General features: G+C 41.5%; 20 protein-coding genes. 16 read left to right on the forward strand and 4 right to left on the reverse strand.

The genetic code is table 11. The annotated features are described in order from the left end of the window. The first annotated feature begins 399 nt into the window (after positions 1 to 399). On the forward strand, positions 400 to 3,129 hold the full coding sequence (locus B3394_RS09790) for a M12 family metallo-peptidase (RefSeq protein WP_286918230.1): 2,730 nt from the start codon (positions 400 to 402) through the stop codon (positions 3,127 to 3,129). A gap of 75 nt (positions 3,130 to 3,204) precedes the next feature. Here the strand turns inward: B3394_RS09790 and B3394_RS09795 are convergent, their stop codons facing one another. Next, positions 3,205 to 5,280, reverse strand: coding sequence for a M13 family metallopeptidase (locus B3394_RS09795; protein ID WP_286918239.1), 2,076 nt, complete (start codon positions 5,278 to 5,280; stop codon positions 3,205 to 3,207). 152 nt (positions 5,281 to 5,432) lie between these two features. Between B3394_RS09795 and B3394_RS09800 the strand changes: the two genes are divergently transcribed. From B3394_RS09800 to B3394_RS09820, 5 genes are all read left to right on the forward strand, one after another. Beyond that, positions 5,433 to 6,104, forward strand: a complete 672-nt coding sequence (locus B3394_RS09800) for an SCO family protein (RefSeq protein WP_273244260.1) — start codon at positions 5,433 to 5,435, stop codon at positions 6,102 to 6,104. A gap of 23 nt (positions 6,105 to 6,127) precedes the next feature. Further along, the gene (locus tag B3394_RS09805; RefSeq protein WP_286918262.1) at positions 6,128 to 6,643 is read left to right on the forward strand and encodes a MepB family protein; all 516 of its coding nucleotides are present in this window, start codon (positions 6,128 to 6,130) and stop codon (positions 6,641 to 6,643) included. 167 nt (positions 6,644 to 6,810) lie between these two features. Continuing rightward, positions 6,811 to 7,038: a FeoA family protein gene (locus B3394_RS09810; protein ID WP_273244256.1), complete on the forward strand. Its 228-nt coding sequence runs from the start codon at positions 6,811 to 6,813 to the stop codon at positions 7,036 to 7,038. A gap of 11 nt (positions 7,039 to 7,049) precedes the next feature. Further along, positions 7,050 to 9,152 (forward strand): ferrous iron transport protein B, encoded by a 2,103-nt coding sequence (gene feoB / locus B3394_RS09815; protein ID WP_177730634.1) that lies wholly within the window; start codon positions 7,050 to 7,052, stop codon positions 9,150 to 9,152. Between the two features lies 1 nt (position 9,153). Continuing rightward, positions 9,154 to 9,279: a FeoB-associated Cys-rich membrane protein gene (locus tag B3394_RS09820; RefSeq protein ID WP_177730636.1), complete on the forward strand. Its 126-nt coding sequence runs from the start codon at positions 9,154 to 9,156 to the stop codon at positions 9,277 to 9,279. On the opposite strand, the gene B3394_RS09825 is transcribed toward B3394_RS09820, so the two are convergent. Continuing rightward, positions 9,276 to 11,162 (reverse strand): Nramp family divalent metal transporter, encoded by a 1,887-nt coding sequence (locus B3394_RS09825; protein WP_177730638.1) that lies wholly within the window; start codon positions 11,160 to 11,162, stop codon positions 9,276 to 9,278. The genes B3394_RS09820 and B3394_RS09825 overlap by 4 nt on opposite strands. A gap of 1 nt (position 11,163) precedes the next feature. Beyond that, on the reverse strand, positions 11,164 to 11,820 hold the full coding sequence (locus B3394_RS09830; protein WP_177730640.1) for a metal-dependent transcriptional regulator: 657 nt from the start codon (positions 11,818 to 11,820) through the stop codon (positions 11,164 to 11,166). 100 nt (positions 11,821 to 11,920) lie between these two features. Between B3394_RS09830 and B3394_RS09835 the strand changes: the two genes are divergently transcribed. The 7 genes from B3394_RS09835 (at position 11,921) to B3394_RS09865 (ending at position 20,528) form a co-directional block, all read left to right on the forward strand. Next, on the forward strand, positions 11,921 to 14,179 hold the full coding sequence (locus B3394_RS09835) for a TonB-dependent receptor (RefSeq protein ID WP_177730642.1): 2,259 nt from the start codon (positions 11,921 to 11,923) through the stop codon (positions 14,177 to 14,179). Then, positions 14,179 to 14,649 (forward strand): thioredoxin family protein, encoded by a 471-nt coding sequence (locus tag B3394_RS09840; RefSeq protein WP_273244249.1) that lies wholly within the window; start codon positions 14,179 to 14,181, stop codon positions 14,647 to 14,649. Before B3394_RS09835 ends, B3394_RS09840 begins: the two co-directional genes overlap by 1 nt. A 360-nt stretch (positions 14,650 to 15,009) precedes the next feature. Further along, entirely contained in the window at positions 15,010 to 17,385 is a 2,376-nt protein-coding gene (locus B3394_RS09845) for a TonB-dependent receptor (RefSeq protein WP_286918340.1), read from the forward strand. Between the two features lie 222 nt (positions 17,386 to 17,607). After that, complete coding sequence (locus tag B3394_RS09850; protein WP_177730647.1) at positions 17,608 to 18,018, forward strand: BrxA/BrxB family bacilliredoxin; 411 nt, start codon at positions 17,608 to 17,610, stop codon at positions 18,016 to 18,018. Between the two features lie 84 nt (positions 18,019 to 18,102). Beyond that, on the forward strand, positions 18,103 to 18,837 hold the full coding sequence (locus B3394_RS09855) for a lysophospholipid acyltransferase family protein (RefSeq protein WP_177730649.1): 735 nt from the start codon (positions 18,103 to 18,105) through the stop codon (positions 18,835 to 18,837). Between the two features lie 4 nt (positions 18,838 to 18,841). After that, a complete protein-coding gene (locus B3394_RS09860) occupies positions 18,842 to 19,831 on the forward strand; it encodes an acyl-ACP desaturase (RefSeq protein ID WP_177730651.1) in 990 nt (329 codons plus the stop codon). A gap of 52 nt (positions 19,832 to 19,883) precedes the next feature. Beyond that, on the forward strand, positions 19,884 to 20,528 hold the full coding sequence (locus tag B3394_RS09865; protein ID WP_273244243.1) for an HD domain-containing protein: 645 nt from the start codon (positions 19,884 to 19,886) through the stop codon (positions 20,526 to 20,528). Between the two features lies 1 nt (position 20,529). Here the strand turns inward: B3394_RS09865 and B3394_RS09870 are convergent, their stop codons facing one another. Then, the gene (locus B3394_RS09870) at positions 20,530 to 22,041 is read right to left on the reverse strand and encodes a hypothetical protein (protein ID WP_286918350.1); all 1,512 of its coding nucleotides are present in this window, start codon (positions 22,039 to 22,041) and stop codon (positions 20,530 to 20,532) included. 102 nt (positions 22,042 to 22,143) lie between these two features. Between B3394_RS09870 and yiaA the strand changes: the two genes are divergently transcribed. The 3 genes from yiaA (at position 22,144) to B3394_RS09885 (ending at position 24,514) form a co-directional block, all read left to right on the forward strand. Continuing rightward, a complete protein-coding gene (yiaA, locus tag B3394_RS09875; protein ID WP_177730656.1) occupies positions 22,144 to 22,611 on the forward strand; it encodes an inner membrane protein YiaA in 468 nt (155 codons plus the stop codon). Positions 22,612 to 22,684: 73 nt separating this feature from the next. Continuing rightward, entirely contained in the window at positions 22,685 to 23,950 is a 1,266-nt protein-coding gene (locus B3394_RS09880) for a DUF2157 domain-containing protein (RefSeq protein WP_286918353.1), read from the forward strand. Positions 23,951 to 23,956: 6 nt separating this feature from the next. Next, the gene (locus B3394_RS09885; RefSeq protein WP_286918356.1) at positions 23,957 to 24,514 is read left to right on the forward strand and encodes a GDYXXLXY domain-containing protein; all 558 of its coding nucleotides are present in this window, start codon (positions 23,957 to 23,959) and stop codon (positions 24,512 to 24,514) included. Positions 24,515 to 24,522: the final 8 nt, after the last annotated feature.

Genomic DNA, 24,522 nt, shown 5'->3' on the forward strand with positions numbered 1-24,522 from the left:
GGCATTACGGTTATAATTCATTCCTGATTTCAGGATTTCGAACCTCTAAAAAAACCGGCTTTGATCAAGGTCAAAGCCGGTTTTTTGTTCGTCCTATCAGCATAAAACGGCAGTATTCTACAAATAACCACCCTTAAAACACTCTTTATTTCACAAAAACTTTTTTTTATTAATTATTCAGATAAAATATAACACCCTGTTTATTATTTATTATATTTGGTACAAAATTTACCATTTTTAATTTTACAACTGTTATTTTATTGATAAAAAACACCATTTTTAACATATAAGCTGTTAATTTCATACAAGCCTCATAATTACCTTTTTTGTTTCAACGGTACTCCATACACCAAATGATATTTTCATTGCGTACAACTCTAACACCAAAAACAATTAATTATGAAAAAATGCTTACTCTTATTTTCGGCATTGCTGACCTCCCTGGCGGCAATGGCACAGGTTCCCGAAACCAGCGGCCCGGACGATCCGCCCAGCTACACCCAACCCCAACAGCCTCAGCTGCCCGTTTATGAATTGCATCCGGCACAGATAGGCGGAGAAGTACAGGACTACCTCAGCTCCAGAGTTGAAGGCTATGCTGCCTACCATTTTAACTATGCTGCACTTAACGATTACCTGCTTAAAAATCCTTATGCGATAGAGTTTATCCTAAAGGACAATTCCGGTAACACCAAATTTACCCTTCAGCGCCACGACATGAGAGCGTTGGATTATACCGAAGGGATTACCCATGAAGGAGGAGAAAATCAGATCACTTTTCAGCGTACCGCCGAAACCGATCTTAACTATAATGTCCCTACTTTAAAAGGGACCGCCGATAATAATCCCGGAACACTGGTTCGTCTGGCCATCTTTAAAGACAACCTGGTAGGATTGAAATGGGATACCGAAAGCAACCAGGTATTGTATTACACGTCCCTGCAGGATTTTATCAAATTAAACGGCGATGATTTTGTTACCGACGAAAACCCATTATTGGTTTTTAATCTCGGAAACATCATCAGCACCCAAAACTCAAGATGCCAGCAAATCCAGGAATTAATCCAGGAACCTCCTGTGGTACAAAAGGGTTATTTTAAAGATTGTACGCCGCGCTTTGTCACAATAGCCGCAGAAGGCGATAAACCCTGGTGCGACCAGAACGGAAGCAACTCGGCATCCAACATCCTGAACAGTCTCTTTTTGGCCGAATGTGTGTATACGCACTACTTCAACATCTCGTTCATCGTAAAACATGTCAACCTTTTACCTACGAACGGTTCGCTATACAACACCAACAATGCCACAGACATACTCTATAAATTCCGGGACAACTGGAATGCCAACCACACAAACAAGGATCGCGATTTAGCCTTACTGTTTACCGGAAGACGGCCAGATGGCGGTACGGTAGGTATTGCTTTTACCAATTCTTTATGTTCCACATATTCCGCTTACGGTGTCATTGGAAAAGACCCGACCAGAATCCGTATCATCACTCATGAAATGGGACATATTTTCGGTTCCCTTCATGACGACGAGCATTACGGCTCCTCTTCCTGCAGCGGCAGCGACGTACCGATCATGTGTATGTACACGTCCTCATATTCCCCTTTATATTTCAGTCCGCATACGCGAAGTATTATTCTAAACTCTATAAACAGCCATGCCTATTGCCTGAATGATTATGCGAATGTGAATAATTCCAGTGAAATTGTAAAATCATGGACAAACAACCGCAACCTGAAATGGGTGGCTACCTGGTACATGCAGGAAGGCGATTATATGTTAGCCGGAAATTTTGACGGTGAAAACAACGATGAAGAAATTTTCTTTGCAAATCCGGATCGAAACTGGGTTGGTATTATGGATTTCTCCTGCGACCAGGGAACCGATTGGTACCACCTTTGGGGCAATGGCGGAAACAGAAGCTTCGGATGCTGGTACCGTAATTACGGCGACCGGTACTATGCCGGTGATTTTGACGGCGATGGCAAAGATGAGATTTTATCCCGTACCGATAATGGCAGCTGGGCTCAGATTAAAGAATACCTGCCCGGCAGCTGGTCGTGGAAAGAGCGATGGAGCAACAACGGCGGTAATACTCCTATAGCCTACTGGTATATGGGACCACAGGACACTTTTACCATTGGCGATTTTGACGGCGACGGTAAGGACGAACTATTGTGTGTTAACCCGAATGGCTGGGCACATCTGGTAAAATTCAATTCCAGCAGCGGCGGTTGGTATTCTCCGCAGACGATCTGGAGCAATAACGGTTCCGGATGGATTGGCGGATTGCAGATCTCGCAGATACAGCGCTACCTGAAAGGAAAAATGCGCACCACTACCCGTGATGAACTTTATGCTTTCGTGAGCAATTCTTCCAGTAATTTCTCTGCTATTATGCGCTTTACCGGAAGCACCTGGACGTTAACCGGCGGACAGGGATTGGGTACCAGCTTTACAACAACTAACGTGACGCCAGCGCACAGCAGCTACAAAATGATGACCGGAAATCTGGACAACGACGGCTACAGCGAATACCTGGCCATCAGCAATACCTGGATTGGCAGTTATGACTATAGCAATGGCGGTCCCGGTATGTCCTTTAACTGGAGTAATGGCGGAAGTTCCTACTATAACGACTGGTATCTGAACCAGCGTTCCCGACAGTTTTTAGTAAAGGCGGCACCAACAGCACCTGACCAGATCTTTAACATCCAGTATATTAAAAGAAGTTCCGGATGGTGGTTCTGGTATAAAGAATGGTATGAAGCATCACTGGCTTCAATGTACCGCGGGGAATTGCCTAACCAGAACATGAAACAGGCCGGTCCGGAAATGGAAATCGAAAAATCAACGGTAATTGCGGTTAACGACAATATGCTGATCTATCCGAATCCGACCCATGATGTCCTGAATATTGATTTTAACAATATCGAGATCAAGCAGGCAAACATCAGCCTTATTGATATTATGGGAAAAACCGTCCTGCAGCAACCTTTAACCGGGTCAAACAACACCTTATCCCTGCAGCATTTAGCGGGCGGGCTGTATATTGTACAGATTCATTCCGAAAATCAGCCGGTGTTTACAACCAAGATCATTGTAAACAAAGGCAAATAAAAACGGCAACCGGCATCAAAAAAGTTGTCTGCCTTTCATAAAAAAAGCCTCCCGTTTGGGAGGCTTTTATATTGATTACCAGATTTTAACTCTGTCTTCCGGTTTAACATATAGTTTATCACCCGGTTGGATATCGAATGCCTGATAGAAAGCTTCAACATTTTGTAACGGCACATAAGCACGGTACATTCCCGGTGAATGCGGATCGGTTTTTACCTGATTTTTAATCGCTTCATCTCTCATTTTAGAACGCCAGATAGTCGCCCAGGAAATAAAGAAACGTTGTTCCGGCGTATAACCGTCAATCAAGCCCGGATTACCGTTTTTCTTTAAATACAACTGTAAACCGTCATAAGCAGCATTCACACCACCAAGGTCACCAATGTTTTCCCCTAATGTAAATTTACCGTCTACAAACGTTCCCGGTAACGGTTCCAGCGCACTATATTGTGCCGCTAAAGCACCACCTAAACCGGTAAATTGTTTTAAATCTTCATCTGTCCACCAGTTTACTAAATTTCCGTCTGCATTATAACGGGCACCGGAATCATCAAAACCATGTGAAATTTCATGTCCGATAACCGCTCCGATACCACCGTAGTTTACCGCTTCGTCTGCTTTATAATCATAGAAAGGCGGTTGTAAAATAGCCGCCGGGAAAACGATTTCGTTATACGACGGGTTGAAATATGCATTTACTGTTTGCGGCGACATTCCCCAACGGGTTTTATCTACCGGTTTTTTCAGGTCTTCGATGTTTTCATCAAAGCCCCATTTGGCAACATTTTTCATGTTGTCATAGTACGATCCGCCATCGGCGATACTCTTGATCTCTAATTTGGAATAGTCTTTCCATTTGTCCGGATAACCGATCTTAACCGTCGATTTTCTTAATTTTTCGATAGCACCCTGTCTGGTTGCTGGCGTCATCCAAGGCAATTTATTGATACGGTTTTCAAAAGCAAGGAATACATTTTCAATCATTGCTTTCGCTTTTGCTTTTGCTTCAGCCGGGAATTTTTTCTCTACATATAATTTCCCTAAAGCTTCTCCCACCGTTCCGTTTACCACCTGTAACGCACGCTCTTCTCTCGGACGCTGCTTGATAGCTCCCTGTAAGGTTTTGCTGTAAAAATCCCAGTTGGCATTTTCAATATCGGTTGTTAACACACCGGTTGATTTGTTAATCAGCGTCCAACGCAAATAGGCTTTCCAGCTATCCACATCGTTTGCTTTAAAAATATCTTCCAGAGCGGTCATATAGCGCGGTTGTGATACCACTAAAGAATCCAGGTTTTTAACACCCAAACCGTCAAAATAGTTTTTCCAGTTTACTGTTGGCGTCAGTTTTTGCAGGTCGGCAACACGCATCGGGTTGTAGGTTTTTCTACGGTCGCGGCGCTCCACTCTGTCCAGTCTTGGTTTTGCCATAGCCGTTTCCAATGCCAGTACTCTAACCGCATCTTCTTTTGCCTGACTTGGTCCTTCTCCTAAAAATTGCAGCATACGAGCCACGTGTGCCACATATTTCTCTCTTTTCTCTTTAGAATCGGCATCATCCGAAATATAATAGTCACGATCCGGCAATCCTAAGCTTCCCAATCCGACATATACCACATTACGGTTACTGTTTTTAGCATCGGCACCAATTCCCATACCATAAAAACCTAAACCTCCCTGCGGTTCCATTTCTAATAACAGGGCATTTACATCCTGTGCATTCTTAACCGCATTGATTTTTGCCAGCTGTTCTTTGATTGGGGTAATTCCCAGTTTGTTTCTGGAAATTGTATCCATAAATGTTCTGTATACATTTACAGCTTTTGCCTGATCCGATTTCGGATCCAGATTTTTATTTGCAGCAGCCTCTTTTAAAATGGCTAAAGCGTCTTTATCGGTATTCTGGCGTAATTCGTCAAAACTTCCCCAACGGGTTTTATCACTCGGGATTTCCGTTTTGTCATACCAGGTTCCGTTTACATAACGGAAAAAATCATCCCCCGGTTTAACCGACTTATCCATAAATCCAAGGTTAATCCCCGGATGTGTAGTCGTCTTTTCTGCCGTGGCGGTCTGATTTGTTTTACAGGAGAACAGCACTAACGAAGCCGTAGCACAAAGAAGAACTCCCTTATTCACTTTTAATTCCATATTCTTATTTTTTGATTGGTGTTCGGATAACAAAAATAACAATTAGTAACCGAATTGATTTTTTTATTTGTTAAAATTGAATCCGTCCCGATTTAGAGAATATTTAACCCGCTAATAGCGAACTTCTTTTTACTTTTGCAAAAAAATAAATCATGCTATCTTTTTTCAAGAAATACCGACTGTTTTTTATTGTCCTTTTTGTGCTTTCTGCCATTATCATAACCCTTTTCTATAACGCCCTTACCCCTAAAAAAAAGCTTGCTATCTATACCCCGTCCATGGTTAACCCAGAATTAGTGGATACCACGATTCAGCATATTGCCAATAAACATACTATTGCCGATTTTGCCTTTACCAATCAGAACGGAAAAACCATTACCCAAAAAGATTATGAGGGGAAAATTTATGTAGCCGACTTTTTCTTTACCACCTGTCCGACAATTTGCCCGATCATGACAACCAATATGGTATGGTTACAGGATCAAATTAAGAACAACCCGAAAGTGATGCTGCTTTCGCATTCGGTAACTCCGGATATTGACAGCGTACCCGTCTTAAAAAAATATGCGCTGGACAAAGGAGTGATTGACAGCAAATGGAACCTGGTTACCGGCGATAAAAAAGACATCTATTATATTGCCCGAAAATCTTATTTAGCGGTAAAAACCGGAAAACCGGAAGAATTATACGATATGGTGCATACCGAAAACTTTGTTTTAGTAGATGCCAAACGCCGTGTCCGCGGTTTTTATGACGGTACCAAAATGGAAGATGTAAAACGCTTACTGGAAGATATTAACTGGTTGTCCCAAAACGAAAAGTAGTCGTTTATACAACCGGAATAATTTTGAAATCCATTTTCGCCATACCTCAGGACCTTTTAACAGCCAAAGAATCTGTTTATGACCCATGCGGTCTGGAATGTTCCGATTTCCGGGCTGCCGCCGAAAGCGCGGAATATGACGCCCTTACCTTCAGCCTGAACCGACAATTTGTCTGCTACCGGCAGGCAAAAATTACCCCTGCAAAAACCGGGCAGTTTGTAACCCTCTGGAAAAGAAGCGAAGCAGGTCCTATCGAGCCCTTTTCGGTTACGGACACGATTGATCTCGTGATTATCAGTACACGAAAAGACGAACAATCGGGGCAGTTTATTTTCCCGAAAGCTGTTTTGGCCGCCCGCGGTATTATTTCCACTGCTCAAAAAGAAGGCAAACGCGGTTTCAGGGTTTATCCGCCCTGGGATATACCCGGCAGCAAACAGGCACAGCAAACGCAGACCTGGCAATTGCCCTATTTTTTAGAAGGCTCCGCCAACTGCACCGGCAGCCGGAACCGGGCGTTAACGCTGCTCCTGCCGTAAATCATTACACGCCTCAGCATGCCTCCGTATTTAACATTTGTAAGAATTTTTCAACTGAAATCGATATCCTAATCATTTCATAAAAAAATGTGAAAGTGTGTTTTATCATGGCTTATCAGTTTTAAATGCTTATTTTTGCATATCTATTTTAATTCAATCTAAATAAGGTGAAAACCACGCTAGCACAAATAAAAAAAGGACAAAAAGCCGTGATCAAGGATTTTAATGTTGATGTAATTCCACTAAAACTTTTAGAAATGGGCTGTCTACCCGGCAATACCGTAGAGCTGTTGCAAGTTGCTCCGCTGGGTGATCCGTTATACATTAATGTAAACGATAGTCACGTGGCCATTCGTATCGAAACCGCCAGCCAAATTGAGGTTGAGATTATATAAGGAAAAAATTCATGAGTACAAATACGTTAAAAGTAGCCTTAATAGGTAACCCGAATACCGGAAAAACATCCGTCTTTAATCAACTTACCGGTTTAAACCAACAAGTAGGGAACTATCCCGGCATCACGGTAGAAAAAAAACAAGGAATCAGCAAACTGTCCCCAACCGTTAAAGCGAATATCCTTGACCTTCCCGGAACTTACAGTTTAAATGCCAGTTCACTTGATGAAAATGTCGTTATCGAATTGTTGATGAACAAAAACGACAAAGACTTTCCGGATGTTGCCGTAGTGGTTAGCGAAGTGGAAAACTTAAAACGTAATTTACTACTGTTCACTCAGATCAAAGATCTGGAAATTCCGACCATTCTCGTGATCAACATGTCCGACCGAATGGAATACAAAGGAATTACCCTTGATATCCCGCTTCTTGAAAAAGAACTTAAAACAAAAATTGCATTGGTCAGTTCCCGAAAAAAAACAGGAATTGAAACACTGAAAAATTTACTGATCAATTATAAAGAGTTGTCTACCGAACCTTGTTTGAATGCCACCAGTATTGATCCGGAATATTTTAACAGCCTGCGCAATGCTTTCCCAAACCAGCTTTTGTACAAACTATGGCTGGTTATAACACAGGACGTTAATTTTGGCGGTCTGCACCGTAATGAAGTTTCGATTAAATCTTTTGTAAAATCGGATACCGAATTAAAACGACTGCAGCAAAAAGAAACCATCAAACGATACCAGTTTATCAACGATACGCTTAAACTGACTTACAAAGTAGATACGGCTAATGCCAGAGATATCCGCAGTAAGCTGGACAGAATATTAACCCATAAGATTTTCGGTTATATCATTTTCTTCGGAATCCTGATGCTGATATTCCAGTCCATTTTCAGCTGGTCCAGCATCCCGATGGATTTTATAGACGAAAGTTTTGCGTCCTTAAGTGCCTATGCAGCCGAAAACATGCAGCCGGGCGTACTTACCGACCTGATTTCGCAGGGAATCATTCCGGGATTGGGCGGAATCATCATTTTCATTCCGCAGATCGCCTTCCTGTTCCTCTTTATTTCCCTATTGGAAGAAAGCGGCTATATGAGCCGTGTGGTATTCTTAATGGACAAGATCATGCGCCGTTTCGGTTTGAGCGGAAAAAGCGTGGTGCCTTTAATTTCGGGAACGGCCTGTGCTATTCCGGCAATCATGGCGGCACGGAATATTGAAAACTGGAAAGAACGACTGATCACAATATTGGTTACGCCTTTTACCACCTGTTCCGCACGTTTACCGGTATATGCCATTTTAATCTCGCTGATTATTCCGCACAAATATATTTTCGGAATATTCAACCTGCAGGGATTGACCCTGATGACGCTTTACCTTTTGGGTTTCGGAATGGCTATCTTATCGGCTTATATCCTGAACAAGATTTTAAAAGTAAAAAGCAAATCCTACTTTGTAGTGGAAATGCCGGGTTATAAAGTTCCTTTATTTAAAAATGTCGCGTTGAATGTTATCGAAAAAACAAAAGCTTTCGTTTTTGGAGCCGGTAAAATCATTCTGGCATTGTCCGTTATTTTATGGTTTTTAGGTTCTCACGGACCGGATAAAAACTTTAAAAATGCCGAACAGATCATCGAACAGGAATTAGCTCAGAAAACCATCAGCGGTGAAAAAGAAGATCTGGTTGCTTCATTCAAACTGGAAAACTCCTATATCGGAATCATCGGAAAAAGCATTGAACCGGTTATCCGTCCGTTAGGTTACGACTGGAAAATCGGGATTGCCGTGGTCAGCTCTTTTGCTGCCCGTGAAGTGTTTGTAGGAACACTGGCTACAATATATAGTGTGGGAAGTCATTCTGAAGAGGAAACCACCATTAAAAACCGTATGAATGCCGAAATAAATCCGGTAACCGGGGTAAAAATTTTCAACCTGGCCACAGGTGTTTCTTTACTGCTGTTCTATGCTTTTGCCATGCAGTGTATTTCCACGCTGGCCATTACTAAAAAAGAAACCAACTCCTGGAAATGGCCGGCGATCCAGCTTGTATTCATGAGCGGATTTGCCTATGTTGTTTCCCTGGTTGCTTATCAAATACTTAGTTAATATGGTAGACTATCAACAAATAGCCGTTTATGTTATCCTCGCAGCTGCCGTACTTTTCCTGATCCGGAAATACCTTTGGAAAAAGAAAAAGAAGAACTGCGGCGGACCCGATTGCGGCTGCAGTTAATGATCTTTAACGATCAGTAAAGGAATCGTGATACTGTGACGAACGGCATCTACTGTGGTTCCGAATAGCAGGTCCTTAAACCAGTTGTGTCCGTGTGCTCCAAGAATCAGTATGTCAAAATTATTCTCATTGACCACTTTGGCAATACTCTTTTTCGGACTGCCAAAATCCAGTTTGATTGCCACTTTGTAACCTTTGGCTTCCAGTGTTTTCTTATAGGCTTCCAGATACAAATGGTCGCTTGAGGTTTCGAAATCGTGGATCTCTTCTCCGTATATCATAGCTCCAACCGTTTCTACCACGTGAATAATGGTATAATGCGCTTCTTTACCGCCCAGTTGTAACGCCCTCGAAATACTCTTCTGGTCTGTTTTGGAAAAATCCAGTGCAATGGCAATATTGGCATAGATCATGGGCGCATCTGCCTCACTTACGACAATCTCGTTAATATGCGGTACTAATTTCGGATTTGACCATTTTTTATCGACTATCGGTTTGATGATAATATACACTAAAAGGGCTGCCGCACCTACGGCAAAAGGAACAACAAAAGCCCAGATATACACCGGATGTTCCGATTCCTGCAGCCAGGTTACAATTTCATCAAAAACCAGTTTTGCATTCAGGGCAACAATAATCAAAGCCACTAACCAGGAAGAGATCTTTGTCCATTTCCCGATTGCAAAACCCTGCATTTTTTTATTATCACTCACAAAATGTATCAGCGGAATAATCGCAAATCCCAATTGCAGACTCAGGACTACCTGGCTCAGCAGCAGCAGTTTTCCGGTAGCTTCTTCTCCAAAATAAACAATTGCCACAAATGCCGGAATAATAGCGATTAACCGTGTAATAATACGGCGCACCCACGGCTGTATCCTCAAATTCAGATAGCCTTCCATCACGATCTGCCCGGCGAGTGTGCCGGTAATTGTGGAGCTTTGCCCGGCGGCAATGAGCGCTAAGGCAAATAGCACCGAAGCCCAGTGTGTTCCCAGCAACGGTTCCAGCAAACGGTGTGCGTCCTGGATTTCCGCCACTTCAAACATGCCGTTTTTATAAAAGGCTGCCGCCGCTAAAATCAATATCGCGGCATTTACAAAAAAGGCCAGGTTCAATGCAATTAAAGAGTCAAAGAAATTGTAGCGTATTGCCTGTTTAATCCCTTTTGGCGAACGGTCGAACTTCCGGGTCTGTACCAAAGAAGAATGCAGGTATAAATTATGCGGCATTACCGTTGCCCCGATAATCCCGATTGCGATATATAAAGCGGTGCTATCCGGAATGGAAGGGATCAGTCCTTTGGCAATTTCGGTCACATCCGGTTTGGCTAAAAACATTTCTATTAAAAACGACATCCCGATTATGGCAATAAGGGCAATGATAAACGCTTCCATTTTCCGGATGCCTTTATTGAGCAGGAACAGCAATAAAAAAGTATCCAGCATGGTGATGCTCACACCCCAAAGCAGCGGAATGTCAAAAAGCAGCTGTAACCCGATCGCCATTCCCAGTACTTCCGCCAGGTCGCAGGCAGCAATGGCTATTTCGGCTAAAAAATACAGCACAAAATTCACCGGACGGGAATAGGTGTCCCGCGAGGCTTGCGCCAAATCCCGCTGGCGGACAATGCCCAGACGGGCACTGAGGCTCTGCAACAGCAGCGCCATGATATTGGACATCAGCAAAACCCAAATCAGCTGGTAGCCAAACTGACTTCCTCCCGCAATATCCGTCGCCCAGTTTCCGGGATCCATATAGCCCACACTCACCATGTAAGCCGGACCAAAAAAAGCAAGGATCTTTTTCCAGACAGTCGTGTTCTGGACTATTGCAACAGATTCATGAACTTCTTCCAGTGAATTGGTGGTTTTCTTTGCCATATTAATGCTCTATTTTTACAAAAAGATTATTGGCAATCTTATTGGAGATAATCATTTCTTTTCCTTCCACTTTTATCGTCAGCGACATATCGAACGTTTCTTTACTGAGCACTTCAATTTTTGATCCTAACGCGATTTGCTGTTTGTCCAGGTATTGCAAAAAATTGGCCGATGAGTCCTTAACACCCACACAAATTCCTTTTTGCTGCACTTCCAGATCAGACAATAATTGTTTGTCTATTTTTTTAATTTCTCCTTTCGCATTCGGAATCGGGTCGCCATGCGGATCTTCCGTTGGAAATCCCAGATAGGCATCCAGTTTATTAATCAGCTTTTCCGATTTGATATGTTCCAGTTCTTCTGCCACATCATGAACCTCATCCCAGGAAAAATCAAGCTTTTCCACTAAGAAAACTTCCCATAAACGATGCTTGCGCACAATCATTTTTGCCGCCAAAGCACCTTTTTCTGTCAGCGTAACCCCCTGGTATTTCTGATAAAGGATCAAATCTTTCTCTGCCAGTTTCTTTACCATGTCTGTTACCGATGAAGCTTTACTTTCAATCATTCCGGCAATAGCATTTGTATTTACTCCTCTTGGCGATACAACAGACAAGTGATAGATTACTTTTAGATAGTTTTCTTCTGAATGCGTCATTTGTTAAATTTTACGAATTCAAAAATACAATTTTTTTTGATTCAAAAAATATTTTTAGCTTTGCCTAAAAATTAATTTAAACATAATCTAAAATAAAATTGTGAAAAATCTAATCCCATTGCTCGCCATTTGCTTACTTTCCGGTTATTTCGCTGCTGCTCAAACCGTAATTAAAGGGAAAGTAACTTCCGACGGAATACCGTTACAATATGCCAATGTTGTTATTGACAAATTAAAAAAGGGTGCCTCGGCAGATGCAGACGGTAATTACACGCTCGAAAAAGTAGCCCGCGGGAATTATGAGATCCAGGTTTCTTTTACCGGATTTAAGGCACAACGAAAAAATATTACGATTAGTGACACGACAACCGTTATACTGAATTTTGATCTGAAAGAAAACAATTCATTGGATGAAGTTGTGGTCACCGGTACACTGAAGGCGGTGAACAGAATCGAAAGCCCTGTTCCCGTTGAAGTGTACAAGCCTACTTTTTTTAAAAAGAACCCCACTTCCAATATTTTTGAGGCACTGCAAAACGTAAACGGCGTTCGTCCGCAGTTAAATTGCAATGTCTGCAATACCGGTGATATTCACATCAACGGACTGGAAGGTCCTTACACGCTGGTTTTAATTGACGGTATGCCTATCGTGAGCGGTTTGTCGACCGTGTACGGCTTGTCCGGAATCCCGAATTCTTTACTGGAACGCGTAGAAGTGGTTAAAGGTCCTGCTTCTTCTCTTTACGGCAGTGAAGCCGTTGGCGGACTTATCAATATTATTACCAAAAGCCCTACAAATGCCCCGGTTGTATCTGCGGATGCTTTCGGAACCAGTTGGGGTGAAGTAAATGCCGATCTGGGTTTTAAAGCGAATGTAGGGAAAGCTGCTTCCCTTTTAACCGGAATCAACTATTTCAATTACAGCAATCCGATTGACAACAATCATGATAATTTTACCGATGTTACCCTGCAGGACAGGATTTCCGTTTTTCAGAAATGGAACTTTAACCGGAAAAGCAATAAATTATTTTCCGTTGCCGGACGTTATTTTTATGAAGACCGCTGGGGAGGAGAAATGCAATGGGAGAAAAAATACCGTGGCGGCAGTGAAGTATACGGCGAGAGCATCTATACCAAACGCTGGGAATTATTAGGAGCTTACGAATTGCCGGTCAGCGAAAAGATGCTGTTTAATTTCTCCTATACCGATCACGACCAGAATTCCGTATATGGAAACATCCCTTACCTGGCTCAGCAGCGCATCGGTTTCGGACAATTAACCTGGGATAAAAAAGCCGGCAGCCATGATTTGTTGTTTGGTACAGCCATACGCTATCAGTATTACAACGACAATACGCCGGCGACAAAAACAGCCGATGAAACCTGGATTCCGAGTCTTTTTGTTCAGGACGAGATCCGGCTGGCTTCCAAGCACAGCCTTTTACTGGGAGCGCGTTATGATTACAATAGCAATCACGGTTCCATATTCACACCCCGCTTTGCATATAAATGGAAAGCTTCCGACACGGATATTATCCGGTTAAATGCCGGAACCGGATTTAGAATCGTTAACCTGTTTACAGAAGAACACGCCGCATTAACCGGTTCCCGCGAAGTAATCGTTCAGGAAGAGCTGAAACCGGAACGTTCTTATAATGTCAACCTGAACTATCTGAAGAAAATATATACCGAAAACGGTAACTTCATCGGCCTGGAAGCCAGTGCCTGGTATACATATTTTACCAATTCGATTATCCCGGATTATGACACTAATCCGAACCAGATTATTTATAAAAACTTAGACGGCCATGCCATTACAAAAGGGATCAGTACCAACATTGATATGGTTTTTAACAACGGTTTAAAAGTGATTTTGGGTGCAACCTATATGGATGTCAACAAAACCGAAAACGGTGTGACTACACGCCAGATGCTAACGGAGCGTTTTTCCGGAACCTGGGCTATTTCCTACCGCATCAATAAATTACATCTTGACATTGACTATACCGGAAACCTCTACGGACCGATGCGTCTTCCTGTATTGGGACCACTGGATCCCCGCAGTGAGTTTTCCCCGACCTGGAGTATTCAAAACATCCAGCTGACCTATAACAAAATCAAAAACTTTGAAATTTACGGCGGGGTAAAAAACCTGCTGAACTGGACTCCGAACAAAGGAAATCCGTTTATCATTGCCCGGGCAAACGATCCTTTCGACCAGAATGTACAATATGACAACAGCGGCAACGTTATCCCTACAGCAGACAATCCTTATGCCCTGACTTTTGATCCGAGCTATGTTTACGGACCGAATCAGGGTATCAGAGGGTTCTTAGGAGTGCGCTATACTTTAAAATAATGAGCAAAAAGTTCTACTATATATGCGTTCTCTTTTGGGTGATTCCTTCTGGTTTTGCCCAATTGAAAACGCATACTTTTGAGGAAGCCGAAAGTTTGGCGAAACAAAATCCGAAACCATATTTTGTTTTTATCCATACATCATGGTGCAAATACTGCAAAATGATGGAAAAAACAACGTTTCAGAATCCGGAGATCATCGCCTTGCTAAACGAGTCCTTTTACTATATACCCTTTGATGCCGAAAGCAAAACCGATATTTCCTTCTACCATCAGGTCTATCATTTCAAACCCACCGGAAACAATACCGGGCATCATGAATTAGCCTACGAATTAGGGAATATGGAAAAACAGCTTTCCTTTCCTGCCGTTTGTTTGCTCGATACCGATTACCGGATCCTGTTTCAGCACAATCAATTCTTAAAGGCTAAAGAGCTGAAAACCATTCTCGAAAAAAGCCTTAAAAAATAATTTTCCAAAACAGCCGGAACGCCCCGATCTGACGTTTTTTCACAAAATGTCAGATAAAATTATTCTTCATCTTCAAAATAACTGAAATTAAATTTTCATTAACTTTTACAACCATTTTTTTTAGTAACAGTTATTATCCTTTACAATTATCCCGATACAGTAAAAATATACGTTAAAATATTGCCAAAAACCCATCTTCTTAACATCGGAAAATTCATTCAAAAAAAGCGCCCAACAAAAACACAAAACACTATATTACAATGTTTTATAAATAAAAAAAATATTAAACAGATATCTTTTTTTATCCGCTTTGGAACCTTTAAATTTGTATTGTTTTTATTAAGTCTAAATAATATAAATATGAAGTCTATATCTTTTCTACTCCTAAGTATCTTTTTCAGCCTTACCACATTAGCCCAAAACGGATCCTTAAAAGGAACAGTCACCGACGAAAACAACAATCTGGTTACCCATGCCAGTGTTATTTTAATCGAAAATAATCTGACCACAACTACCGATGCTTCCGGTAATTATGTTTTTTCCGATTTACCGTATGGAAAATACAACCTTAAAGTGAGCAGCATGACCTACAAAGCAGAACTGCTTGTGGTAACAATCGACAAACCGAATACCATTGTCAACTTTAAACTAAAAGTAAACGAACAGTTGCTGGATGAAGTGGAAGTATTCGGAAAAAGAAACAAACAGCCGGAAAAACTACAGGCTTTAACGCGATTACCGTTAAAACCAAGTGAGCAGATACAGAGTATTTCAATTATTTCCTCAAAATTAATCGAGCAGCAGGGAAATCTAACCATTTCGGACGCAACTAAAAACGTTCCGGGCGTTTACACCTTTGCTACTTATGGAAACAAAAGAGAAAGTATGTCTTCCCGTGGATTCCGCGGTATTCCGATTTTGAAAAACGGGGTACGTGTTAATTCCGATTTCAGAGGTGTCGGGATCTTAACGGATGCCATTGGTATTGACAATATTCAGGTGTTAAAAGGAACAGCAGCCATCACTCAGGGTGTTGCAACCGATTTGGGAAGCCCGGGCGGTGTGATCAACATCGTTACCAAGACCCCAAAATTTCAATCCGGCGGTGAAGTAGCCCTTCGTGGCGGAAGCTGGGGATTATTCCGTCCGACGTTTGACGTGTATGGTCCGATTGACGATAACGAAAAAATTGCGTTCCGTGTAAACGGTGCCTACGAAAGAAGTGACAGCTACAGAAGTATGATCTCTAACGAGCGTTTGTATTTCAATCCTTCCCTGCAATGGAAAGCCAATGATAAAACAACGGTTACGGTAGAGATGGATTACCTGGACGACAGCAGAACACCCGATTTGGGAACAGTAAATCTTGCCGGTAATGACATCAATGCCATTTATGACCTGCCGCACGATAAATTCCTGGGATTCAAATCCGACCGTGTTGCCACTAAAAATGCTACCTACACTATTCGTGTGGACCGAAAATTAAACGATAAATTCTCACTTCGTGCTGCTTATTTCAAATCGGATCTGGATATAGACGATACCGGAGCCAGCCTGTCGCAACTGGCATCCAGCTTTAACGAGCGCAAACGTTCGATAAGCAACAACACCCGAAAAGACATAAACGATGTGTTACAGTTAGACCTTGTTGGTCAGGACATCCAAACCGGTTTTCTAAAACACACGTTTCAGGCGGGTATGGATTATTCCAGCAACAATACTGAAACAACAAACTCCAAATCGGTTGTTATCGATACGATAAATGTTTTCGGAAACATCCCGAATATATACCCTACTCCAAACAGTCCGTTGGCTTTCGGAAGTTCGGAAAACACCAAATCAAGAGCGTTAGGTTTATTGGTTCAGGACATGATTACCTGGAACAAATGGTTAAAAACTTTTGTAGGATTGCGTTACAGCAGCGTTGAAATTACCAAATCGAATACTGTGGGAACACAGCGAAACGATGCCTGGAATCCATTGGCAGGTGTTATCTTCACGCCGATGAGCAACATTAACCTGTTTGCGTCCTACACGAACAGTTCCAATCCGAGAAGTGCCGCTTTATTAAGCCAAAGCGGAGAAGAATTAGGAAATGAAAGATGGGATCAGTTCGAAACCGGGTTTAAAACAACCTGGATTAACGACCGTTTGCGTTTTAACCTGACTTTATTTAAAATCAACAATAAAGACATGAACCTTCCGGTTTATGACGAGAACTGGGTAGCTACAGGCTACTATCAAAAAGGCGGAAATGACGAACGTAAAGGTATTGAGGTAGAACTTTCCGGTAGAATTTTAGAAAATCTGGAAGTCATTACCGGTTACTCGTATATTGATGCCAAATACAAAGAACACACGGCTTATGTTTATAATTCTTCGCCGTTAAACACGCCGAAACACACTTTTAATGCCTGGGCAAATTATACTTTCACAGGTACTTTAAAAGGATTCTCTTTAGGTGCCGGAGCTTATTATACCGGAAAAAGACCTATGAACGACTGGTCTGCCGGAGCTGTAACCCACGAAGGAATTGTTCCGAACCAGAAACCGTTTGACATTGATTCCTATATGAATGTAAACATCCAGGCAGCCTACAAATTCGACCAGCATTGGGGTGTTCGTTTGTTCATCAACAATGTCTTTAATGAAATTGGTTATAATGCTTACCGAACCTCATTCATTAACCAAACCGATCCAAGAAACTTTTCAGGTATGCTTACCTATCGTTTTTAAAATGCAATACGTCAAGAAGGAGGTTTTCATTTATGAAGACCTCCTTTATTTTATTCCAGCACCTTTCTTCCTTGCGCACACTGTGCCGGTTGCGAAAAACCATACCGTTTACAGCGAAGAAAAGAAAACCGTTATTATACAATAACAAATCTTTATGATTCCAACGATTTAAAAAATAGTAAAACTTTGTAACTTTGTGGTCTAACTATCAAATAAATTGTTATGTATCCAGAAGAAATGGTAAAACCAATGCGTGCCGAATTATCCGACGTTGGTTTTCAGGAATTATATAGTGCAGAAGCTGTTGATAATGCTTTATCAAAAGAAGGAACAACTTTAGTGGTTGTAAATTCGGTTTGCGGTTGTGCGGCAAGAAATGCACGTCCGGGAGCAAAAATGAGCCTTGACAACGGTAAAAAACCAGATCAGTTAATCACGGTTTTTGCAGGTGTTGATAAAGATGCTGTTGATGCTGCCCGCCAGCACATGTTCCCATTCCCGCCATCATCACCAAGTATGGCTTTGTTTAAAAACGGAGAATTGGTTCACATGTTAGAGCGCCATCATATTGAAGGTCGTCCTGCGGAATTAATCGCAGAAAACCTGAAAGACGCTTATAACGAATACTGTTAATTTTGTTAGACAAAATAATAGAAACCACGTTAAAGCGTGGTTTTTTTATTTATTGAATTATCTTTGCCCGAAATAACTCCAGTAATGCAAAAAATTATTTCATATCCATTATCCGTTATTTACTATCTGTTTTTTGGATTGTGCTTAGTGATTTTCCACCCTATACAGTGGATCTGCCTTAATCTTTTTGGTTATCAGGCACATAAAAAAAGTGTGGATTATTTGAATTTTTTATTGGTCAAGTGTACAAATCTGCTGGGAACCACCTATACGTTTGAGCATAAAGAGCGTATTCCGGCCAATGTTCCGGTTATTTTTGTTGCCAACCACCAAAGTATGTATGATATCGTAGGAATTATATGGTATCTTCGCCGTTCGCATCCCAAATTTGTGAGTAAAAAAGAATTAGGAAAAGGAATTCCCAGTGTTTCATACAATTTAAGACACGGCGGTTCCGTTTTAATAGATAGAAAAGACCCGAAACAAGCCCTGCCAACCATTAAAAGTCTGGCAGATTATATACAAAAACACCAGCGCGCTGCGGTTATTTTTCCGGAAGGAACCAGAAGCAAAACCGGTGTGCCGAAACGGTTCTCGGAAAACGGATTAAAAATTCTATGCAAATATGCCCCATCGGCATATATTGTTCCGATATCGATAAACAACTCCTGGAAAATGGTCCGGTTCGGAGCCTTTCCAATGGGATTAGGAAATAAATTAAAATTCACCATTCACGAACCCATAGCCGTGAAAGACCATTCCTTCCAAGAGATAATGGAAAAGACAGAAAATGCAGTGGTTCAGGGAATAAAAAATTAAGATTATGTCAATAAAAAATGTGCGTCTGGAAGTGATGCAATTTCTGGAAAAAAACATCGATCATTTCGTCGAGCAATATCTGATTCCGATTGAAAAGATATGGCAGCCTTCGGATATGCTGCCCAATTCGGAAGAAGAGAATTTCTTCGAAGAAGTAAAAGAGTTGAGAGAAATCGCAAAAGAATTACCGTATGATTTCTGGGTAGTTTTAGTAGGCGATACAATTACCGAAGAAGCGTTACCCACTTATGAATCGTGGTTAATGGATGTGGAAGGCGTTTCACAGCATCCGGACAACGGATGGTCAAAATGGTTGCGCCACTGGACAGGAGAAGAGAACCGCCACGGTGACTTATTAAACAAATACCTGTATTTATCCGGCCGTGTTAACATGCGCGAGGTAGAAATTACCACGCAGCATTTAATAACAGACGGTTTTGATCCGGGAACCGACAGAGATCCTTATAAGAACTTTGTTTTTACCAGTTTTCAGGAATTGGCGACCTATGTTTCCCACAATCGCGTAGCGCAGATCGCTAAAAAATTCGGAGATCATAAATTATCGAAAATCTGTAAAATGATTGCCGGAGACGAAATGCGTCACCATCATGCCTACAGTGAATTCGTAAACCGTATTTTCAAGGTTGATCCAAGCGAAATGATGCTGGCATTCCAATACATGATGAAACAAAAAATCACCATGCCGGCGCATTTGATCCGTGAATCGGGCGAGCGTATCGGAACTGCTTTCGAGCAATTCTCCGAATCGGCACAACGTATCGGTGTTTATACCGCTATGGATTATGTTGATATCCTGCAGAAACTGATTGACAAATGGGAACTGGAAAAAATTACCGGCTTGACCGATGAGGCAGAAAAAGCCCGTGATTATCTGACAAAACTACCGGGAAGAATGACCCGAATAGCAGAGCGAATGGTGGTATCACCGGAATCTCATGTATTCAAATGGGTTCAGCCGGCTTTAATAAAATAATGTAATCTAAAATCCTTTCCTCACCGAAAGGATTTTTAACTTTTATTCCTTTATGAGTTTAATTGACAATACTATTCTTTTTGTAAAAAAACAACTGGAAGATGCCGAAGGCGGACACGACTGGTTTCATATCGAGCGGGTATATAAAAATGCCTTACTGATCGCACAGGGCGAAACCTGCGACCTTACCGTTGTTAAACTGGGTGCTTTGCTGCATGATGTGGCCGACAGCAAGTTTCACAATGGCGATGAAACGGTAGGCCCTAAAGTAGCCAGAGCTTTCCTGGAAGGCGAGAATGCCCCGGAAGACATCATACAGCATGTGATCGGGATCATTGAGAATATTTCTTTTAAAGGCGGTAATTTCGAAAAGAAATTCCATTCCAGAGAACTGGATATCGTTCAGGATGCCGACAGGCTGGATGCTATTGGCGCCATTGGTATTGCCCGCGCTTTTAACTACGGCGGCTTTAAAAACAGAGCCCTTCACAATCCGAATATTCCGGTGAACCTCAACATGTCTAAAGAAGAATACAAAAAGACCGAAGCGCCTACAATTAATCATTTCTATGAAAAACTGTTGCTTTTAAAAGACCGTATGAATACCGAAACCGGAAAGAAAATTGCCGCAGAACGCCATCATTATATGGAAAATTTCCTTTCCCAGTTTTATGCGGAATGGGATGGTGAAAAATAAGCTAAACTGTTTGGACCAGTTGTAACGTAACGTCATAAATGTTCCTTTTTTCAATCTTAGCTTTTAGCCAGGCATAGAAGCTCATAACAAAAAGGTCTTCTTCCTGGTAAGTCTTCCATTGAAACGATTCCTCCACCAGCTTTTTAAATGCTGCTGAAACAAAATATTCGGGCGCGTTCAGGTATTTTTCTACTAATGACAGAAAAATCAGGACGCGCTCTTCTTTTACATCCGTCAGGTATTTTTTATACCGTCTTTTAAAACTGCTCAACCGGGAGAACACATAATCAATATTTTTCAGTTCGATATGAAGCAGGATCTCGATCAGGTTCTTTTTAATGGCCCATTCCACACCCTGTTTTTTCTCATACCAGGCATCCGTATGCCCGAATCCTTTTAACAGCTGCTGTACTTTTTTTAAATCGTGCTGCTGAAAATAAAACACCGCCAGGCTTAACTCCAGATCAAGTATTTCCGAAACTTCCGCATGCCGGGTTTCCTTTAACACCTGTTCTGCCAGCGGTATGGCCACAGCCGCTTTTCCGGAATAGTTCTCATTAAGACACCGCAGTAGCATTAACCGAAGGTAAAATCGCTGGTAGTATGCCTTGTCCTGCTTACCCATTTCTGTTTCCATTCTGTCGAGATAGGCTTTGGATGCTTCAAACTTTTTATTCCTGAAAAGCACATTTGCCATAAAATACAGGATGTGAATGTGGTAAAAAAGATGCTTGTCTGCCAGTTCCTTTTTGGTTAAAATAAAACGATAACTCTTGTCGACAAAACGTTCAATCTGATGGTAATTGTTGTGCAGTGCCGCATATTCATTAGCAATGAACAAAATCTGGTAGAGCGATTTAAACGTAAGTATTTCTTTGAGTGAAATATTGTACTGCTCAATGGTTTTTAAAATCGTTTGCTGAAAATCGAAGCCCGCTGCTCCTTCCCTGATTTTAGCCAACTCATGACGCAGCAAGGCATATCCCAGATTGAGCTGCTCTTCCTGCAAAAACTTTTGCTGGTTGATCCGGTATTTTTCCGTCAGTTCCGGAAAGGTTATTTTTTCATCCAGATGGGCATATTCAATATGTGTATGATAGATCTCGTTCAGCAGGTTAAAACGCTCCAGCTGCAACGCTTTTTCTTCTGCCATCCGCAAGGTCTTAAAAGCCGCCTTATATTGTTTGTGCTCAAAAAATACCCGGCAAACAATAATAAGCCTAACAATAACCCTTTCTTCTGAAGTATCGCTTTCAAAACGCTTGTTGCCAATAAATTCAATCAGGTTCTGATACAACCGTTTGCGCAATGCATACAACGCCTGTTTGTTTTCTTTTGCAACTATTTCCTTTTTTATATCGTCAGTTTTTAACAAACTGAAAAGCTGTATATTTTTAGTATCATGCCGTTTGTTTTTCTTTTTCAGATAGCCAATAAATTCTTCCTTTTCAGTATTCGAAAGAATATTTATAATTCCGGAAACCGCATTCATCGCTTTACTTTTTTTAGACACTAAAGATATTAAATAGAATTTATATCGTCAGTTTTTTATAAATATTGATTTTTTACATTTTCTTTTTTGCCTGAATTTTGCCTTATCAAAAACAAAATAATTATGGAAAATTTCAAAACATCAGCAACAGTAGAAACCGCAACAAAACAACACAACAAGGAAACGAAACCTTCGCTGCAAAAACCCAGTAATGCGTTCGTTGGCGCTTCGTGGATCGTTTTATTGACCGGTATTGTTTCATTCTGCATCGGACTTTTTAACGCTACAATGCAATTGAACGAAAAAGGATATTATTTTACGATACTGCTTTTCGGTTTGTTCTCGGTTATCTCCGTTCAGAAAAGTGTCCGCGATAAAATGGAAGGCATCCCGGTTACCGAAATTTATTATGGCATCAGCTGGTTTTCGATGATCGCTTCCATCACACTCTTAATCATCGGCTTGTGGAATGCCGATTTACTATTAAGCGAAAAAGGCTTTTTTGGAATGGCATTTGTACTGAGTTTGTTCGCTGCGATTACGGTTCAGAAAAATACCCGTGATTTAAAATTAGCCGAAAGCGAAAACTAATGGTATTCATTCCGGCCTGTAAAGCAATAACATTCCGATTAAAAACGTATTTTAGTAGTAAATCCAAGCTGTTATGAGTTCCAAAATCCTGAAAGAGCTTCCGAAATTAGTGCGGGAACAGGTTATCACTCCCGAAACCGCCCAAGCCATTGAACACTATTATCAATCCAGACCGGATACTAAAACCAATAGCCTTTTGACCATTTTTGGCGTTCTGGGTGCTATTCTGGTTGGCTTAGGCATCATCCTGATTTTTGCGCACAACTGGGATAATTTCCCCAAAGGCGTCAAAGTATTCCTAGCCTTTTTGCCATTGCTGATCAGCCAGTTTTTTACCGGCTATGCGATCCTGCAAAAGAAAAGTGCTGTCTGGAAAGAAATAACCGGAACCTTTCTTTTCTTTTCGGTTGGCACCGCCATCGCACTGATTAGCCAGATCTATCATACTCCCGGGGATTTGGGCAACTATCTCTTCACCTGGACATTGCTTTGCCTGCCGCTGATTTACCTTTTAAAATCCAATGCTTTAGCCTTGCTGCATCTGGTTTTCACCACCTACTACGGCGCGGTGGCCGGCTATAGTGACGGATCGTATCCGTGGTTTTATCTGGTTTTTATCCTTTTGTTCCTTCCACATTATTTTCAGCTGTGTAAAGAGCATGCCGGAGGAAATATCACCGCTGTATTTCATTGGCTCCTGCCATTCAGTTTTACCATAACACTGGGGACTTTTTTCAGCAGTTCTTCCCAGCTGGGCTTTTTAATGTACATAACTTTATTCGGTTTGTTTTACAATACCGGCAAACTGTCCTTTCTCAAAGCGCACAGCTTTATTAAAAACGGCTACCTGCTGATCGGAACCATCGGAACGACTATACTGGCTATCGTTTTGAGTTCGAAATGGTTTTGGACAAATTATTATTTTGAAAAAGATTTTAATTATAAGGATTTCGGACTGTTAGTATTGCTGCAATGTGCCGCTGCCGGCGTACTCTGGCTAACCGTAAAACAACAAAAATCTTATAAAGAGGTTAACGGATTCCAGCTTATTTTCCTGGTTTTTAGCGGCATTTTCCTTTTAGGACTGGCCCACTCAATTGCAGGAATTGTGCTGACCAATCTTTTAGTGCTGCTAATGGGTGCCTATATGGTAAAAATCGGGGCAACCCGTTTCAATTTCACCATCCTGAATTACGGTTTATTAATTATTACCACCCTGATTATCTGCCGCTTCTTCGACACCAATATGTCTTTTATTATCAGAGGCCTGCTGTTTATACTCGTAGGTGCCGGTTTTTTCTCGGCAAATTATCTCTTATTACAGAAAACCAAAAAATAGGCTCTTATGAAAACCAAACATTTATTACTGCTTTTTGGTCTGGTGGCTTTGGTACAAATCATTGTCCCGGCGTCTATGATTTTTAAGAATCAGGAAATCCTTAAAAACGGAACGGTCTACAAATTCAAAACGGCTCCCGTTGACCCTAACAATCCTTTTGTTGGCAAGTATATTTCCCTGAATTACAACCTGAATTCATTTCCTTCGACGGACAGCATCTGGGAAGGTTCCGATAAAATATACCTGTATCTGACCCGGGATCAAAAGGGATTTGCGGCCATTAAAAGCGTTTCCAAAGTAAAACGGAACGATACCAAAGATGACTTTGTGGTTGCCAAAGTGAACTATGCCTTCAGAGGAAAGGTTTATTTTAATTTACCGTTCAACACCTATTATATGGAAGAAGGCAAGGCCTATGACGCAGAAGTCGCTTACCGGGAACAGCAAAACGACACGATTACCTATCCCACTTATGCACTGGTACATATAAAAGACGGCCAGGCGGTTTTATCGGATGTGATCATTAAAGATATTCCGATAAAAGATTATGTCTCCAAAAAATAAAAAAAGTC

The organism is Flavobacterium sp. UBA4197 (assembly GCF_002379575.1).
Classification (GTDB): Bacteria; Bacteroidota; Bacteroidia; order Flavobacteriales; family Flavobacteriaceae; genus Flavobacterium; species Flavobacterium inviolabile.